Source organism: Streptomyces sp. S.PNR 29, assembly GCF_030386795.1.
Lineage (GTDB): Bacteria > Actinomycetota > Actinomycetes > Streptomycetales > Streptomycetaceae > Streptomyces.
In genome coordinates this window covers 53,550-69,940 of sequence record NZ_JANUQM010000022.1, presented here as the reverse complement: position 1 = coordinate 69,940, position 16,391 = coordinate 53,550, and the positions used below count along the sequence as shown (strand labels likewise).

Below are 16,391 nucleotides of genomic sequence, written 5' to 3'. Positions count from 1 at the left end.
CATCCGAATGCGCCAGTACTCGCCGGATCTGACCCCGCCCTGGAAGAAGCCCCAGCCCGTCCCCGAGGTTCCGGCAGAGCCGGGCCTGGTGGTCGAGGAGCCCGGCACCGGCTTCTGCGGCGCGGTGATCCGCTGCGAGGCGGGCACGGTCACCCTGGAGGACCGCTTCGGCAAGCACCGTGTGTTCCCCCTGGAGCCGCGCGGCTTCCTGCTGGAGGGCAAGGTCGTGACGCTCGTCCGGCCGTCGTCGTCAGCTCCGGTACGTCCCACCCGTACGGCATCCGGCTCGGTCGCCGTCCCCGGCGCACGCGCGCGCGTGGCCCGCGCCGGCCGCATCTACGTCGAGGGCCGGCACGACGCGGAACTGGTCGAGAAGGTGTGGGGCGACGACCTGCGCATCGAGGGCGTGGTCGTGGAGTACCTGGAGGGCGTCGACGACCTGCCGTCGATCGTCGCTGACTTCGCACCGGGGCCGGACGCCCGCCTGGGGGTCCTGGTGGACCACCTGGTGCCGGGTTCGAAGGAGTGGCGCATCGCGGAAGCGGTGACGAGCGAGCACGCGCTGGTGGTGGGCCACCCGTACATCGACATCTGGGAGGCGGTGAAACCGTCGTCCCTGGGCATCGAGGCCTGGCCTCGCGTGCCGCGCGGGCAGGACTGGAAGACGGGGGTGTGCCGCGCACTGGGGTGGCCGGAAAACACCGGTGCGGCCTGGCAGCGGATCCTGTCGGGGGTGCGGTCCTACAAGGACCTGGAGCCGGCGTTGCTGGGGCGGGTGGAGGAGCTGATCGACTTCGTCACGGCAAGTGGTGACGCCGAACTCCGGTGAGGGTCTGGAACTCGCCGGTGTCCAGTTCGACGCCGAGCGGCTCCAGCCACCAAGAGGTCCGGCACGGGCTCACTGGCCTCGTCGACGATGTCCACATCCGTCGTCTGGAGCCGCTCCCAGTGCATGCGCGGGATCTGGTCCTGCACATCCACCACGATCCGGTTGTGCACCAGCGTGATCAGTCCACGAGGTCCCTGACCACCGCGTCCGCCAGCAACCGCCCCCGCAGCGTGAGCACAGCACGCCCCTCCTCGTACGGCGCCTCCTGCAGCAGCCCGTCCGCCAGCGCCCTGCGCGAAGCCGCCAGCCCCTCCTCGCGCAGCAACGACAGCGGCGCACCCTCCCGAAGCCGCAGCTCCAGCAGGATCCGCTCCACCCGGCGGTCCTCGTCGGTCAGCAGCTCACGCCCGGCCCCGGGCGACCGGCCCGCCGCCAGCGCCGCCGCATACGCCCCCGGATGCTTCACGTTCCACCACCGCACCCCGCCCACGTGGCTGTGGGCTCCGGGCCCGGCTCCCCACCAGTCGGCGCCCCGCCAGTACAGCTCGTTGTGCAGACAGCGCCCCGCCTGTGAGGTCGCCCAGTTGGACACCTCGTACCACGCGAAGCCCGCCGCCGACAGCGTCTCCTCGGCGATCAGGTACCGGTCGGCGTGGACGTCGTCGTCGGTCATGGGGACCTCCCCGCGCCGGATGCGCCGCGCGAGTTGCGTGCCCTCCTCGACGATCAGGGCGTACGCCGAGACATGGTCCGGTCCGGCGCCGAGGGCCGCGTCCAGCGAGGCCCGCCAGTCGTCGTCGGACTCGCCGGGAGTGCCGTAGATCAGGTCCAGGTTGACGTGCTCGAAGCCGGCCGCCCGCGCCTCGGCCACGCACGCCTGGGGCCGCCCCGGCGTGTGGGTGCGGTCCAGCACCCGCAGGACGTGCTGCCGCGCGCTCTGCATGCCGAAGGAGATCCGGTTGAAGCCGCCCTCCCGCAGCGTCGTCAGATACTGCGGGCCGACGGACTCCGGGTTCGCCTCCGTGGTGACCTCCGCGTCCGCGGCCAGCCCGAACTCCTCGCGGACCGCCCCCAGCATCCGTACCAGATCGTCGGCGGCCAGCAGCGTCGGCGTACCGCCGCCGACGAACACCGTACGGACCTCGCGCGGATCGTCGCCGAGGACCTTGCGGGCGAGCCGGATCTCGTCGATCAGCGTCTCGGCGTAGTTGTCCCGGGAGGCGAGCACGCCACCGGTGCCGCGCAGCTCGGTCGCGGTGTAGGTGTTGAAGTCGCAGTACCCGCAGCGGGTCGCGCAGTACGGAACGTGCAGGTAGAAGCCGAGAGGACGGTCGGCGGCCCCGGCGAGCGCGGGCGCGGGCAGGGCGCCGTCGGCGGGGACGGGTTCGCCGTCGGGGAGTGCGGAGGGCATGTCCTCCATTGTCCCGTACCGGCCGCGTTACTCCGCCTGCAGCACCAGCAGCGCCAGATCGTCCTCGGGAGGCCGGGCCCCGAACTCGTGCACCAGCCGTCTGATGCGCTCCGCGATCAGCTCCGCGTCCAGTCCGGCGCAGCCCGCGAGCGCCACCGCGAGCCCGTCCCCGTCGTCGAACTGGCGGGAGCCGCTGCGCCGCTCGGTGACGCCGTCCGTGACACAGAGGAGTGTGTCGCCGGCCCGCAGCTCGAAGGTCTCGCTGGTGTACGTCTCGTCCTCGACGACCCCCACGAGGGTCTGCGGCTGCGCGACCGTACGGACGGTCCCGTCGGGGCCGAGGAGCAGCGGCAGCGGGTGCCCGGCGGAGGCCAGGGTGCAGCGGACGCCTCCGTCGAAGGGGACGAGTTCGCCGTAGAGGAGGGAGAGGAAGCGGGTCTGCGGGCCGTCGCCCGGGCCCAGTGGGCGGACGAGCGCCCGGGCCGCCGCGTCCGCCGCCTCCGTGGCGTCGTCGAGGAGGAGCTGGTTGAGGCGGTCGAGGACGTCGGCGACGCCGTACCCCTCGCGGGCCAGCAGCCGCAGCCAGGGCCGCGCGAGGCCGATCACCACGGCGGCCTCGGGTCCCTTGCCCTGGACATCGCCGACGGCGAAGCACCAGCGGCCGTCGCCGGCGGGGAAGAGGTCGTAGAAGTCGCCGCTCGGGCCGCCCTTGTCGCACGGTTCGTGGACCAGGGCGCTGCGCAACCCGGGGATCTGGGCGACCGCTCCGGGCAGCAGGCCGCGCTGGAGGACGGCGCTGATGGTGGCCTGCCGGGCGTACTGGCGGGCCGCGCCGATGGCGAGGGCCACCCGGCGGCTCAGGTCCTCCACGAGCCCGGTGATCTCGTCGGGGAAGCGGGGCGTCGCGGCCCGGCCGATGACCAGGGTGCCCAGGGGCCGCCCGCCCGCGACGAGCCGATACGCCAGTGCCGCGCCGTACGCGCCGAGGGTCTCCTGCGGCCAGGGGTACTCGACGGGCCCCGACCGCAACGGGTCGGGCGTGCGCGGCGGGTCCTTCTCCAGGGACCGGCGCAACTCCTCGATGCGGTTCTCGCTGCCGTGCCAGACGCGGGCCAGCCGCGCCCCGGCGCCGTCGCCCCATCCGCCGCCGCGGCCCATGGACTCGTCCTCCAGCCACACCGCGCACCAGTCGGCGAGCCGCGGCACGATCAGCTGCCCGGTGAGGGCGGCGACCAGGTCCTCGTCGAGCTGCCCGGCGAGCAGGTCGGAGGCCTCGGCGAGGAAGGACAGGGCACCGCGGCCCAGCCAGTCCCGGTCCCCCTCGGCCCGCTGAGGTTCGGGGGCGAGTATCTCGGCCACCCGGAGCCCGCGCTCCCCGGCGTAGCCCTCGAACTCCTCGGCGGCCGGGTTGCCCGCGGCGGGCAGCAGCGCCCACACCGTCTTCGTGCCGGTGCGGTAGGTGATCCCCCAGGCCTCCGACAGCGCGGCGACGAGCCGCAGGCCGCGCCCGTACTCCGGGATGTCGTACGGGGTGTCGGCCTCGCTGCCGCGCGGGGCGCGCGAGGGGTGGTGGTCGGAGACCTCGACGAGGAAGGCGCCCGTCTCCTGCAGTCGGCAGGTCAGTTCGACGTCGGTGCCGGCGTGGACGACGGCGTTGGTGACGAGTTCGCTGACGACCAGCAGGGCCTCGTCGGCGAGGCGGTCGGTGAGGTGCTCGGTGCCGGGCAGGGCGAGCCCGGCCCAGTCGGCGAGCGCGGTGCGGACCAGCGCGCGGGCGGTGCCCGGGGCGAGGGGGCTGCCGGACAGGGTCGCGTGCGCCCGCGCGTGCGCCTGTTCGGCGGGTGCCCCACAGGCAGGGGACACCGTCTCCCGTTGCGTCGGAATGGCCCCCATGGACAGCTCCCCGAGCAGTTCGTACGAATACGCCACAGTCGCTGGGGACAGGGTGACAGACCGGGCGCACCCATAAGCGGGGAGTTACCGAAGTGGGCCGCGATGAGTGAGAACAGTGCTACAGCTGTGTTCGAAGGCGGTCACGAAGTGACTCAAAGGAGTGACTCAAAGGGGCGGGGGCTGCATCGAGCAGCTCCCGCCCCTCCTCTACGCCTCGCGGGTACCGTCGTACATCTCGTCGATCAGGTGCTTGTACTCCCGCTCGACGACAGGCCGCTTCAGCTTGAGACTCGGCGTGATCTCCCCGTGCTCCACGTCGAGATCCCGAGGCAGCAACCGGAACTTCTTGATCGTCTGCCACCGCTGAAGCCCCTCGTTGAGCTTCTTCACATAGCCGTCGACCATCTCGACCGTGGCCGGGGCGGCGACGACATCGGCGTACGACTTGCCCTCCAGCCCGTTCTCCTTCGCCCACTCCATGATCGCGACCTCGTCGAGCGCGATGAGCGCGGTGCAGAAGTTCCGGTCAGCCCCGTGGACGAGGATGTTGGACACGTACGGGCACACCGCCTTGAACTGCCCCTCGACCTCGGCCGGTGCGATGTACTTGCCGCCCGACGTCTTGATGAGGTCCTTCTTGCGGTCGGTGATCCGCAGGTATCCGTCGGGCGACAGCTCCCCGATGTCACCGGTGTGGAACCAGCCGTCCGTTTCCAGCACCTCCGCGGTCTTCTCGGGCAGCTTGTGGTAGCCCTGCATGATGCCGGGTCCGCGCAGCAGGATCTCGCCGTCGTCCGCGATGCGGACCTCCGTGCCGGGCAGGGGCTTGCCGACCGTGCCGGTGCGGTAGGCCTCGCCGGGGTTCACGAAGGAGGCCGCGGAGGACTCCGTCAGGCCGTAGCCCTCCAGGATGTGGATGCCCGCGCCCGAGAAGAAGTAGCCGATCTCCGGCGCGAGGGCCGCGGAGCCGGACACACACGCGCGCAGGTTGCCGCCGAAGGCCTCGCGGATCTTGGCGTACACCAGCGCGTCGGCGACCTTGTGCTTGGCGCCCAGCGAGAAGGGCACGGAGGCGGTACCGGTGCGCCGGAAGTTGTCCTGGGCGACCTTGGCGTACTCGCGGGCGACCTCGGCGGCCCACTGGAAGATCTTGTACTTGGCACCGCCGCCCGCACGGGCCTTCGCGGCGACGCCGTTGTAGACCTTCTCGAAGATGCGCGGCACGGCCGCCATGTACGTCGGCTGCACCACCGGCAGGTTCTCGATGATCTTGTCGACGCGGCCGTCGACGGCGGTGACGTGACCGACCTCGATCTGGCCGGAGGTCAGCACCTTGCCGAAGACGTGGGCGAGCGGCAGCCACAGGTACTGCACGTCCTCGCCGCTGATCAGCCCGGTCGCGGCGATCGCCTTCGCCATGTACGACCAGTTGTCGTGCGGGAGGCGGACGCCCTTGGGCCGGCCCGTGGTACCGGACGTGTAGATGAGGGTGGCGAGCTGGTCCTTGGTGATCGCGCCGACCCGCTCCTTGATCAGGTCGGGGTCCTTCTCCAGGCGGGCCGCGCCGCGCTTCTCCAGCTCGTCGAGGGTGAGAATCCAGTCGGCGGTCTCGACACCGGCCGGGTCGATCACCACGACATGTGTCAGGTCGGGCAGCTCGGCGCGCTTCTCCTTCGCCTTGCCCAGCTGCTCGGCGTTCTCCGCGATGAGCACCCGGCTCTCGGAGTCGGACAGGATGTACGCGGACTCGTCGGCGTTGGTCTGCGGATAGACGGTGGTCGTGGCGGCGCCGGCGCACATGATGCCGAGGTCGGCGAGGATCCACTCGATGCGGGTCGAGGAGGCGAGCGCGACCCGCTGCTCCGGCTGCACCCCCAGCTCGATCAGACCGGCGGCGATCGCGTACACCCGCTCGGCGGCCTGCGCCCAGCTCAGCGACTTCCAGTCGTCCGGGCCCTCACCGGCGGCCGGCGGGACGGGATAGCGGTATGCCTCGGCGTCCGGGGTGGCCGCCACGCGCTCCAGGAAGAGGGCCGCCACGGTCGGCGGACGGTTCTCGATCAGTGTCTGTGTGTCGCTCACGACATCCTCCGGGGCCCGCGACAGTGCGGCTGGCTCAGGTGCGGCTGGTTCTACTCACGGACGTTGTTTAACTCGTGAGTAACTATCGAGCAGGGATCAGAGTAAAGGTCGACCGGCCACCGCGTAAGGGTCCGCGGCCTGTCAGTTCCTACAGAGAGCTACCCGGCGTACGCACAGGGCCCGCCGCACTTTCGCACGACGGGCCCCTGTTACGCCCGATTCGCCGTGTAACCCACGGTAATCGCGATTACTTCTTGCCCTTGCCCGACCCCGCGCTGTCATCACTGGACAGGACGGCGATGAAGGCCTCCTGCGGAACCTCCACGGAACCCACCATCTTCATCCGCTTCTTGCCCTCCTTCTGCTTCTCCAGCAGCTTCCGCTTACGGGAGATGTCACCGCCGTAGCACTTGGCGAGGACGTCCTTGCGGATGGCGCGGATGGTCTCGCGGGCGATCACCCGGGAGCCGATGGCGGCCTGCACCGGCACTTCGAAGTTCTGCCGCGGGATGAGCTCCTTCAGCTTGGCGACGAGCCGGACGCCGTACGCGTACGCCTGCTCCTTGTGGGTGATCGCCGAGAAGGCGTCGACCTTGTCGCCGTGCAGCAGGATGTCGACCTTGACCAGGGAGCTGGACTGCTCGCCGGTGGGCTCGTAGTCGAGCGACGCGTAGCCGCGGGTCTTGGACTTCAGCTGGTCGAAGAAGTCGAAGACGATCTCCGCGAGCGGGAGCGTGTAGCGGATCTCGACGCGGTCCTCGGACAGGTAGTCCATGCCGAGCAGGGCGCCGCGCCGGGTCTGGCACAGTTCCATGATCGCGCCGATGAACTCGGTGGGCGCGAGGATCGTGGCCCGTACGACCGGCTCGTACACCTCGGCGATCTTCCCCTCGGGGAACTCGCTCGGGTTGGTGACCGTGACCTCCTCGCCGTCCTCCATGATCACGCGGTAGACCACGTTGGGCGCGGTGGCGATCAGGTCGAGGCCGAACTCGCGCTCCAGGCGCTCACGGATCACGTCGAGGTGCAGCAGGCCCAGGAAGCCGACGCGGAAGCCGAAGCCGAGGGCGGCGGAGGTCTCCGGCTCGTAGACGAGCGCGGCGTCGTTGAGCTGCAGCTTGTCCAGGGCCTCGCGCAGCTCGGGGTAGTCGGAGCCGTCCAGCGGATACAGCCCGGAGAACACCATGGGCTTGGGGTCCTTGTAGCCCCCGAGCGGCTCCTCGGCGCCCTTGTGCTGGCTGGTGACGGTGTCACCGACCTTGGACTGCCTGACGTCCTTCACGCCGGTGATGAGGTAGCCCACCTCGCCGACGCCGAGCCCGTCGGCAGGCAGCATCTCGGGCGAGTTGGTTCCGATCTCCAGCAGCTCGTGCGTGGCGCCGGTGGACATCATCCGGATCCGCTCACGCTTGTTGAGCTGGCCGTCGATGACCCGGACGTACGTCACGACACCACGGTAGGAGTCGTAGACGGAGTCGAAGATCATGGCGCGGGCGGGGGCGTCCTTGACGCCGACCGGGGCCGGGATCTCGGCGACGACCTTGTCGAGCAGCGCCTCGACGCCCAGCCCGGTCTTGGCGGACACCTTGAGCACGTCGTCGGGGTCGCACCCGACCAGGTTGGCGAGCTCCTCGGAGAACTTCTCGGGCTGGGCGGCCGGCAGGTCGATCTTGTTGAGCACCGGGATGATCGTGAGGTCGTTCTCCATCGCCAGGTAGAGGTTGGCGAGGGTCTGGGCCTCGATGCCCTGGGCTGCGTCGACGAGGAGGATGGTCCCCTCGCAGGCGGCGAGCGACCGCGAGACCTCGTAGGTGAAGTCGACGTGACCCGGGGTGTCGATCATGTTGAGGATGTGCGTGTTGTCCTTGTCGTGGGTGGGAGCCCACGGCAGACGCACCGCCTGTGACTTGATCGTGATGCCACGCTCGCGCTCGATGTCCATGCGATCGAGGTACTGGGCGCGCATCTGCCGCTGCTCGACCACACCGGTCAGCTGGAGCATCCGGTCGGCGAGCGTGGACTTGCCGTGGTCGATGTGCGCGATGATGCAGAAGTTGCGGATCAGAGCCGGGTCGGTACGGCTCGGCTCGGGCACATGGCTAGGGATCGCGGGCACGCAGGGTCCTGATTCTTGAGGCGTCCGCAGTGTCTGCGGTCTCGGGTCGGATCGATACGTAGCTTCCATGGTCCCACGGGTGCGGACCTGCGACGGGTTTGGGCCGCGGAACGGCCCGCTGGTACTGTGGGGGGCTGTGTCTCATGCCCTCTCCGCAGGAGACGCACCTTTCAAGAAATCACCGGTACGGGTCCCGTGCGGCCCCGTGCCAGAACCTGTAGAGGCTCATTCGTGGCGAACATCAAGTCCCAGATCAAGCGGATCAAGACCAACGAGAAGGCCCGGCTGCGCAACAAGGCCGTCAAGTCCTCTCTGAAGACCGCGATCCGCAAGGCCCGTGAGGCCGCCGCCGCGGGTGACGTCGAGAAGGCCACCGAGTACCAGCGCGCTGCCGCGCGTCAGCTCGACAAGGCCGTCTCCAAGGGCGTCATCCACAAGAACCAGGCCGCCAACAAGAAGTCGGCGCTGGCTGCCAAGGTCGCGTCCCTCAAGGGCTGAACCCCTTCACTGATCTGACCGGGTCCTCCGTGGATCCAGCGCCGGAAGGACCCAGAGCGGGCCCTCTCTCATCCGCTCCCGACCGGCACCCCGGGTGCCACGCGCGGCCTGCGTTCGCCACGCGGGCGTGGCCCCACGAGCGTGAACCGAAGGCCCCGTCGCCTCGCCCTTCCCCAGGGTGGGCGCCGGGGCCTTCGGCGTGCCTGTGCGGCCCGCCGGTGGTCGTCACGACCAGAATGCGTTGCCCTTGTCGATGTCCTCGACGCACTCGTCGAGGTCGGTGATCTTGTCTCCGACGATCCGGAAGACAATGCCGCCCTTCTCGTCGATGTGCTTGTCGCCCCGGTCGGCGGTGAAGTGGTGCGTGGACATGGCGTGCCCACGGCCGTCGACGAACACGTCGAGCAACTCGACCCGGAACGACCCGTCCGTCTCCGAGGCGAGCCGCCTGTAGTACCCGTCGATGATCGAGTCGATCCCCTTGAAGTCCCCCGACAGCGGGTGGGAGCCGGGCACATGGTGCTTGCAGTCCCCGGTCATCATGCCGCGCAGGGTGTCCATGTCCCCCCGCTGGAACGCGTCGTAGCCCTTGCGGACGAGCAGGGCGTGCGGATGCTCAGCCATGACGATCGCCACCTTTCCGACAAATCGGCGATTACGGCTGATACAGATGATTCTCCTCTTCGGGGTGACAGCGGCGAATGGATCAAAGGCGCGGAACCGGCGAGAAACCGGCGGGGAACCGGCGAGGAGAACGGTCCGAGACCGCTGAGAATCCAGGTCCGCCGCAGCGCCGAGCGGCACCCGGCGAGAGCCCTCCCTACGCCCGCCCCCTGGACCGGGCCGCCCGCGCGATCGTCACCACGGCCTTCTCCAGGGCGTACTCCGGATCGTCCCCGCCGCCCTTCACTCCCGCGTCGGCCTCGGCGACCGCGCGCAGGGCGATGGCCACCCCGTCCGGCGTCCACCCCCGCATCTGCTGCCGCACCCGGTCGATCTTCCACGGCGGCATCCCCAACTCCCGCGCGAGATCGGCGGGCCGACCCCCACGCGCGGACGACAGCTTCCCGATCGCCCGCACCCCCTGCGCAAGCGCGCTGGTGATCATCACCGGCGCCACCCCGGTGGCCAGCGACCAGCGCAACGCCTCCAGCGCCTCCGCCGCCCGCCCCTCGACCGCCCGGTCGGCGACCGTGAAACTGGAGGCTTCGGCCCGCCCGGTGTAGTACCGCCCGACGACCGCCTCGTCGATCGTGCCCTCGACGTCCGCGACCAACTGGGACACCGCCGAGGCCAGCTCCCGCAGATCACTCCCGATCGCATCGACCAGCGCCTGACAGGCCTCGGGCGTGGCCGACCTCCCGGCCGCCCGGAACTCCCCCCGCACAAAGGCCAGCCGATCCGCCGGCTTGGTCATCTTCGGGCACGCCACCTCCCGCGCCCCCGCCTTGCGTGCGGCGTCCAGCAGCCCCTTGCCCTTGGCGCCACCCGCGTGCAGCAGCACCAGGGTGATCTCCTCGGCGGGCGCCCCCAGATACGCCTTCACGTCCTTGACGGTGTCGGCCGACAGATCCTGCGCGTTGCGTACGACCACGACCTTGCGCTCGGCGAACAGCGACGGGCTGGTGAGCTCGGCGAGCGTGCCGGGCTGCAACTGGTCCGGGGTGAGGTCACGGACGTCCGTGTCGGCGTCGGCGGCCCGGGCGGCGGCCACCACCTCCTGCACGGCACGGTCGAGCAGCAGGTCCTCCTGGCCCACGGCGAGCGTCACGGGGGCGAGAGGGTCGTCATTCGCAGTCTTCCTGGCCATCGCGACAAGCATCCCACGCCCCACTGACAACGCCCCCGGCCTCCGGAGGGGAGGCGTCCCTCAGCGCCCCGGGGCTACGGCTCCTCCCGCCATCCGTCCCACTCCGCCACGAACTCGTCCAGCTCGCCGGGATCCAGCCGCCCTTCCTCGTCCCGCAGGGCGACCAGCCACTGCGCGTCCTCGGCATCGTCCTCACCGGCCAGCGCGTCCCGCAGGATCCGTGGCTCCTCGTCGATCCCGAACCGCTCCCCGAGCGCCTCGACCACCTCTTCCGCGGCATCACGATCGGGCAGCACCAGCACATGTCTCACATCACTCACGGAGCCATTGTCCGGTCCCGGTCTCCGCAGCCCTGCCGGGGGCGACCCACCGGCTCAGCCCCCAGCCCTCAGCCCTCAGCCCTCAGCCCTCAGCCGTCAGCCCTTGGGCACGATCTGCACGTCGAGGTCGACCGCGATGCTCGGTCCCACCACCGCGATCCCCCGCGCCAGCATCGTCTGCCAGCTCACCGTGAAGTCGTCCCGGTGCAGTTCGGTCGTCGCCCGGCACGCCGCCCGCACCTCGCCCTCCATGCCGTTGCCCAGCCCGAGGTACTCCGTGTCGAGCGTGACCGTACGCGTCACACCGTGCAGTGACAGCGCCCCCGTGACGGCCCACCGGTTACCGCCCTTGTGCACGAACCGGTCACTGTAGAACTCAAGGGTCGGGAAACGTGCGACGTCCAGGAAGTCCGCCGACCGCAGATGGTCGTCCCTCATCTTCACGTTGGTGTCGATGGACGCCGCGTCGATCACCACGTGCATCGCCGACCGCTCCACCTGTTCGGCGATCCGCACCACGCCCGCGAAGGAGTTGAACCGGCCATGGATCCGGGCCAGCCCGATGTGCCGCGCGGTGAACGCGATCGAGGAGTGCGCCGGCTCGACCTCCCAGTCGCCCGGCGGGGGCAACTCCGGCGGCTGGGCGACCTGCAGCGTCACATCACCGAGCGACGCCAGCGCGTTCTCCGTGACCACCGCCTTCGCCCGGTACGGCGTGTACCCCTCGGCCGACACCGCGAGCCGGTACTCCCCCGCGGGCACCGTCGCCACGAACGACCCGAAGGGGTCCGCACCTCCGCCGACCACCTTGCGCCCCATGGCGTCGCTGACCGCGAACTCCGCATGCGTCACCGGCTCGCTGACCGGATCGAGCACCCGGCAGCTCAGCACGCCCGCACTCGGCGGAGTCGGCACCGCCGCCAGGGCACTCGCCCGTTGCACCCGGTTCGCCCGGTTTCCCAGCCAGCGGCCGATCATCTACGACACCCCTGCGCGACCGAAAATCACCTGTTGTCGAAGAGGCATTCGACCACCCCTGAGGCTTTCGAGGCAACTCGCGACCACATCACGGAAAACCAGCATTTGCGCTGGGACTATGCGCAAGTAAGCACATGTGCTGCGACTGGGCACACCTGACACCGTGTGGGCCGAATCAGCCCTCTCCCGGGCCGCCCTCCTGATCACTCTCCCGATCCCCCCTCCCGATCACCCTCCCGAACGTCCTCACGAGCGCCTTTGCGCACCGTCGGGACACCACCGAGCTCGATGCCGAAGCCCACGTCGGCCAGCCAGTCGTCCCCGTCCACCGCACGTACCCGCAGCGCGAGATGGTCGTAGGGGATACCGAGCCGCCCCTCGTTGCCGTACACCCGCGCCGCGAGCAGCGTGACCTCGTAGCCCAGCGCGGCGAGCAACGCCCCGAAGGCGCCGTTGAGTTCGTAGCAGAACCCGCCTCTTCGCGCGCCCACCACCTTGTCCAGCAGCTTGTCCTCGTCCAGCACGATGTCCTCGCCGAGGTGGACGGACAGGTTCTCGAACGGCACGGTCTGCAGGTGGCGCAGGTGCAGCTCACGCAGGGCGTCGCCGGTGGGCCACGCCGGGCGCGAGGTCCCCAGGCGGCGGAGATAGGCATCGACCTGTGCGGCTTTCATGGCCTCAGTCTCCCGCCACCCGCAGCTCCTCGCCCGTACCCGCCACCGCCAGCGCCCCGTCCCGGTCGGTCCGCAGCACCACCGCGCCCCCGGCGCGCAGGGCCGAGACCGTGCTGGGGGCGGGATGCCCGTACGGGTTGTCCTCACCGCAGGAGATCAGCGCCAGCCGTGGGGCCGCCCTGCGTATGAGGTCGGGGTCCTGGTAGGCCGAGCCGTGGTGGGCGACCTTGAGCACGTCCACCCCCTCCAGCGCCGCCGCTGCCGGTGATCTCGCCAGTGCCCTCTGGGCCGGGGGTTCGAGATCCCCGAGCAGCAGCAGGCGCAGCCCGGCCGAGCGCACCAGCAGGGTGACGCTGGCATCGTTCGGCCCCTCCGGGTGCGGCGCCGGGCGTGGCGGCCACAGCACCTGCCAGGACAGTGCTCCGGTGCGCCGCAGCTCCCCCGCGACGGCGTGCCTCACGGGAACGCGCCGTGCCGCCGCCTCCCTGCGCACGAACTCGGCCTGGTCCGCGGGTTCTTCGAAGCCGGTCGTCTCGATCGAACCCACCGAGCGTCCGCGCAGCACGCCCGGCAGGCCCGCCACGTGGTCGGCGTGGAAGTGGGTCAGCACCACGAGCGGGATCCTGGTGATGCCGAGGGAACGCAGACAGCGGTCGACGAGGACCGGGTCGGGGCCGGCGTCGACGACCACGCCGGTGCCCTCACCCGCCGCGAGCACCATCGCGTCGCCCTGCCCCACATCGCACATCACCAGCCGCCAGCCCGGCGGCGGCCAGCCCCTGATCACTCCGGTCAGCGGCGGCGGCTGCACCACCGCCAGCACCAGCAGCACTCCGCAGGCACCGCACCACCAGGGGTGTCTCAGCAGCCGCCGGCCGACGAGCAGCACGACCACGGTGGCCGACGCGAGCAGCGCCGCCCCGGCCCAGCTGCCCGGCCAGTCCACCCCTGCGCCGGGCAGCGCCGCGCCGGTACGGGCGACCTGCGCGAGCCACTCGGCGGGCCAGCTCGCGCACCACGCCAGCGCCTTGGCCACCGGCATCGCCGCCGGTGCCGCGGCCAGTGCCCCGAAGCCCAGCACCGTGGCCGGTGCCACCGCGAACTCCGCCAGCAGATTGCACGGCACCGCCACCAGACTCACCCGCGCCGACAGCACGGCGACCACCGGCGCGCACACCGCCTGCGCGGCAGCCGCGGCGGCCAGCGCCTCGGCCGGCCGCGGAGGGACCCGGCGCCGCTGCAACGCCGTACTCCAGCGTGGGGCGAGCGTGAGCAGGGCGCCGGTGGCGAGGACGGAAAGCAGGAAACCGTAACTACGGGCCAGCCACGGGTCGTACAGCACCAGCAGCAGGACGGCCGTCGCCAGCGCCGGGATCAGCGACCTGCGGCGCCCGGTGGCCAGGGCGAGCAGCGCGACGGCTCCGCACGCCGCGGCGCGCAGCACACTCGGGTCCGGTCGGCACACGACGACGAAACCGAGCGCGAGCGCGCCCCCGAGCAGGGCGGTGGTCCGCAGGGAGATGCCGAGGCGGGGTGCCAGACCCCGCCGCTCGACCCGCTGGGCCAAGCGGGGAGGCCCGATGAGCAGGGCGAGGAGGATGGTGAAGTTGGCGCCGGAGACGGCCAGCGTGTGGGCGAGGTCGGTCTCCTTGAACGCCTCGTCCAGCTCCGGCGTGATCCGCGAGGTGTCCCCCACGACCAGTCCCGGCAGCAGCGCCCGCGCGTCCGCCGGCAGACCGTCGGTGGCCTCCCGCAACCCGGCGCGCAGCCGCCCCGCCGACCGTTGCACCCGGGACGGCTCCCCCACCACGTCCGGTGCCGTCCGACCCCGCACCCGCAGCACGGCCGCGACCCGGTCCCCGCTGGCCATCGGGGGCGCCGGCCGCGCGGTGACCCGCACCCGCGTGGACGGCAACAGCCCCAGCCAGGGCGAGCCCCGCGCGCCGCCACCGGAGAACCGCGAGCCGCCGGAGGAGCCGTCGGCGGCCTGGTCGGCCGCTCTCGAAGCCACGTCGACGATCACCAGCACCGGCGCCCGCGTCGCCACCGCCGTCCCGCCCGCCGCATCGACCCGTCGTACGTCGGCCTCGATCAGCACGGCGGCCGGAGCCGCGTGGTCGCCTCTGATCCGGGGCCGGGTGAGCCGGGGGTCGGAGGTGACCTCGATCTCGGCGGTCACGGTGGCGTACTGCCGCGCCAGCCCCGGCACGGGCCCCCTGCGCAGATCCGCTCCGTGCAACCCGGCCGAGGCGGCGGCTGCGGCGACGCAGAGCAGCACGGCAGCCCCTGAGAGACGTGGCCATGCCCATCGTCCCGGCGTGGAGAGGTGGCTGCCGCCTGACCGGCGTCGCCTCAGCCCCAGCGACACGCCGGCCGCGACCACGCAGACGGCCACGACACCGACGACCCGGTCAGGCGGGGCGTCCACCAGCAGCGCCGCCGTCGCCCAGGCCGCGAGCGCGGGCGGCACGAGCCGGAGATCCGTCGGCCCTTCCTGTCGTGGGTGAGCCGCTCCGAGCCGTTTCCCGGAGGCGGCGTGAACGGCCGGTCGTGTGCCGTGCCCGGCCGGCTCCCGGGGTGTCGTGCGCTCCGGCGGATCGTGGACGTGCCTCATGGCCGCACGAGGTTCCGCAGGTCGGCGAAGCGGCGTTCGCCGATGCCGTTGACCTCCCGCAGCTCGTCCACCGAGCGGAAGCCGCCGTGCCGCGCGCGGTAGTCGAGGATGTGCTGGGCGAGCACGGGGCCGACGCCCGGCAGCGTGTCGAGTTGTTCCACGGTGGCCGTGTTGAGGGAGACCGGCGCCGCGGGTGCCGCGCCCGCCACCGCTCCGGTCGTGCCCCCGGCGGCCGCCCCACCCGGTACGGTCCCGGTGCCGACGGCGGGAGCACCGACGATCACCTGTTCGCCGTCGACGAGGAAGCGGGCGCGGTTGAGGCCGTCGGTCCTCGTGCCGGGACGCACCCCGCCGGCCGCGCGCAGCGCGTCCGCGACCCGCGAACCGGCCGGCAGACGGTGGATCCCGGGTTCGCGGACCTTGCCGCTGACGTCCACGACGATCTCGGCTCCGGCCGTGCCCGTGGTCGTCGGTGCGGCGCTCGCAGCACCCGGTTCGGCTGCCTCGGCCCGCCCTGGTTCGCCGTACGGCGCCGCCGCTCGCACCACCTCGGGTGCCGCCACGGACCGGGTCCGGCCGGTCCAGAAGTGCTGTGCGGCGAAGGCCGCGGCGATGACGAGCACCACCGCGAGCGCGAGCACGCTTCGCCGTTCCAGGCCGCACCTCGTCTGCAGCCACACCGGCATCCGCTCCCGCAGGGCGAGACCGGCCCGCCCGCGCCAAGTTCCCGCGCCCTGATCGGATCGGGCGTCCGCCCCGGCGTCGGCAACCGCGGGCGGGACTTCCTGGTCCAGGGAGGCACCGGCATCCGGGGCGTCGATTCCGTCGCCCCCGGCGTCGCGTCGCGTCCTGGGCGGCCCGGTCGCCGACTCCCGCCACTCCCCGGCGCGTTCGACGAAGAGCACCTCGGCGCGTCGGCGGAGTTCCTCCACCGACGCGTGACGGTGCCGTGCCCGGCCGCGGGGCCGGTGCGGGCGGCGGTGACGCGTGCGGCCGTCGGAGGCGGGTCCACGGCCCGGGCCGCTGGTTGCAGTCGCTGTGCGGGAACGTGATCGAAGTGCCATGCGACGAGGATCGGGCACCTCGGCACCCTCGCGATGATCTTGCTCAATTCCCGGGGATCACCGGCCCGTTGTGGACAACTTCGTCACCCACACGAGTTACCG

The 16,391-nt window shown here is 71.5% G+C and carries 12 protein-coding genes and 2 pseudogenes; 2 read left to right on the top strand and 12 right to left on the bottom strand.

Annotated features, from left to right (window positions below; genetic code table 11):
• Positions 1-7 precede the first annotated feature (7 nt).
• On the top strand, positions 8-829 hold the full coding sequence (locus tag NW895_RS39505) for a DUF3097 domain-containing protein (protein ID WP_289941960.1): 822 nt from the start codon (positions 8-10) through the stop codon (positions 827-829).
• A gap of 47 nt (positions 830-876) precedes the next feature.
• Here NW895_RS39505 and NW895_RS39500 read toward each other — a convergent pair.
• The 5 genes and pseudogenes from NW895_RS39500 to lepA all read right to left on the bottom strand — a co-directional run.
• Positions 877-1,002 (bottom strand): annotated as a pseudogene (locus NW895_RS39500) (Uma2 family endonuclease); the annotation flags it as partial.
• 5 nt (positions 1,003-1,007) lie between these two features.
• Positions 1,008-2,240: a radical SAM family heme chaperone HemW gene (gene hemW, locus NW895_RS39495; protein WP_289941959.1), complete on the bottom strand. Its 1,233-nt coding sequence runs from the start codon at positions 2,238-2,240 to the stop codon at positions 1,008-1,010.
• A gap of 27 nt (positions 2,241-2,267) precedes the next feature.
• Entirely contained in the window at positions 2,268-4,133 is a 1,866-nt protein-coding gene (locus NW895_RS39490; protein ID WP_289941958.1) for an ATP-binding SpoIIE family protein phosphatase, read from the bottom strand.
• A 207-nt stretch (positions 4,134-4,340) separates the two neighbouring features.
• A complete protein-coding gene (locus tag NW895_RS39485; RefSeq protein WP_289941957.1) occupies positions 4,341-6,215 on the bottom strand; it encodes an AMP-dependent synthetase/ligase in 1,875 nt (624 codons plus the stop codon).
• A 247-nt stretch (positions 6,216-6,462) separates the two neighbouring features.
• On the bottom strand, positions 6,463-8,331 hold the full coding sequence (gene lepA, locus NW895_RS39480) for a translation elongation factor 4 (protein WP_289941956.1): 1,869 nt from the start codon (positions 8,329-8,331) through the stop codon (positions 6,463-6,465).
• A 231-nt stretch (positions 8,332-8,562) separates the two neighbouring features.
• Here lepA and rpsT point away from each other — a divergent pair, with 231 nt between their 5' ends.
• Complete coding sequence (rpsT, locus tag NW895_RS39475; RefSeq protein ID WP_086168781.1) at positions 8,563-8,829, top strand: 30S ribosomal protein S20; 267 nt, start codon at positions 8,563-8,565, stop codon at positions 8,827-8,829.
• Between the two features lie 225 nt (positions 8,830-9,054).
• Here the strand turns inward: rpsT and NW895_RS39470 are convergent, their stop codons facing one another.
• The 7 genes and pseudogenes from NW895_RS39470 to NW895_RS39440 all read right to left on the bottom strand — a co-directional run bounded on the left by NW895_RS39470 (position 9,055) and on the right by NW895_RS39440 (position 16,289).
• Positions 9,055-9,453 carry a nuclear transport factor 2 family protein gene (locus NW895_RS39470; protein ID WP_289941955.1) on the bottom strand — a complete coding sequence of 133 codons (399 nt, stop codon included), beginning with the start codon at positions 9,451-9,453 and terminating at the stop codon, positions 9,055-9,057.
• 196 nt (positions 9,454-9,649) lie between these two features.
• Positions 9,650-10,639 (bottom strand): DNA polymerase III subunit delta, encoded by a 990-nt coding sequence (gene holA / locus NW895_RS39465; protein WP_289941954.1) that lies wholly within the window; start codon positions 10,637-10,639, stop codon positions 9,650-9,652.
• Between the two features lie 74 nt (positions 10,640-10,713).
• The gene (locus tag NW895_RS39460) at positions 10,714-10,959 is read right to left on the bottom strand and encodes a hypothetical protein (RefSeq protein ID WP_289941953.1); all 246 of its coding nucleotides are present in this window, start codon (positions 10,957-10,959) and stop codon (positions 10,714-10,716) included.
• A 96-nt stretch (positions 10,960-11,055) separates the two neighbouring features.
• Positions 11,056-11,937, bottom strand: a complete 882-nt coding sequence (locus tag NW895_RS39455; RefSeq protein WP_289941952.1) for a YceI family protein — start codon at positions 11,935-11,937, stop codon at positions 11,056-11,058.
• A gap of 290 nt (positions 11,938-12,227) precedes the next feature.
• Positions 12,228-12,611, bottom strand: a pseudogene (locus tag NW895_RS39450) (arylamine N-acetyltransferase); the annotation flags it as partial.
• Positions 12,612-12,615: 4 nt separating this feature from the next.
• The gene (locus tag NW895_RS39445; RefSeq protein WP_289941951.1) at positions 12,616-15,225 is read right to left on the bottom strand and encodes a ComEC/Rec2 family competence protein; all 2,610 of its coding nucleotides are present in this window, start codon (positions 15,223-15,225) and stop codon (positions 12,616-12,618) included.
• Positions 15,222-16,289 (bottom strand): ComEA family DNA-binding protein, encoded by a 1,068-nt coding sequence (locus NW895_RS39440; RefSeq protein WP_289941950.1) that lies wholly within the window; start codon positions 16,287-16,289, stop codon positions 15,222-15,224. Before NW895_RS39440 ends, NW895_RS39445 begins: the two co-directional genes overlap by 4 nt.
• Positions 16,290-16,391: the final 102 nt, after the last annotated feature.

Coding starts and splice junctions, on each gene's coding strand:
- NW895_RS39505 (WP_289941960.1), top strand. CDS start 8: ATGCGCCAGTACTCGCCGGATCTGACCCCGCCCTGGAAGAAGCCCCAG.
- hemW (WP_289941959.1), bottom strand. CDS start 2,240: ATGCCCTCCGCACTCCCCGACGGCGAACCCGTCCCCGCCGACGGCGCC.
- NW895_RS39490 (WP_289941958.1), bottom strand. CDS start 4,133: ATGGGGGCCATTCCGACGCAACGGGAGACGGTGTCCCCTGCCTGTGGG.
- NW895_RS39470 (WP_289941955.1), bottom strand. CDS start 9,453: ATGGCTGAGCATCCGCACGCCCTGCTCGTCCGCAAGGGCTACGACGCG.
- holA (WP_289941954.1), bottom strand. CDS start 10,639: ATGGCCAGGAAGACTGCGAATGACGACCCTCTCGCCCCCGTGACGCTC.
- NW895_RS39455 (WP_289941952.1), bottom strand. CDS start 11,937: ATGATCGGCCGCTGGCTGGGAAACCGGGCGAACCGGGTGCAACGGGCG.
- NW895_RS39445 (WP_289941951.1), bottom strand. CDS start 15,225: ATGAGGCACGTCCACGATCCGCCGGAGCGCACGACACCCCGGGAGCCG.
- NW895_RS39440 (WP_289941950.1), bottom strand. CDS start 16,289: ATGGCACTTCGATCACGTTCCCGCACAGCGACTGCAACCAGCGGCCCG.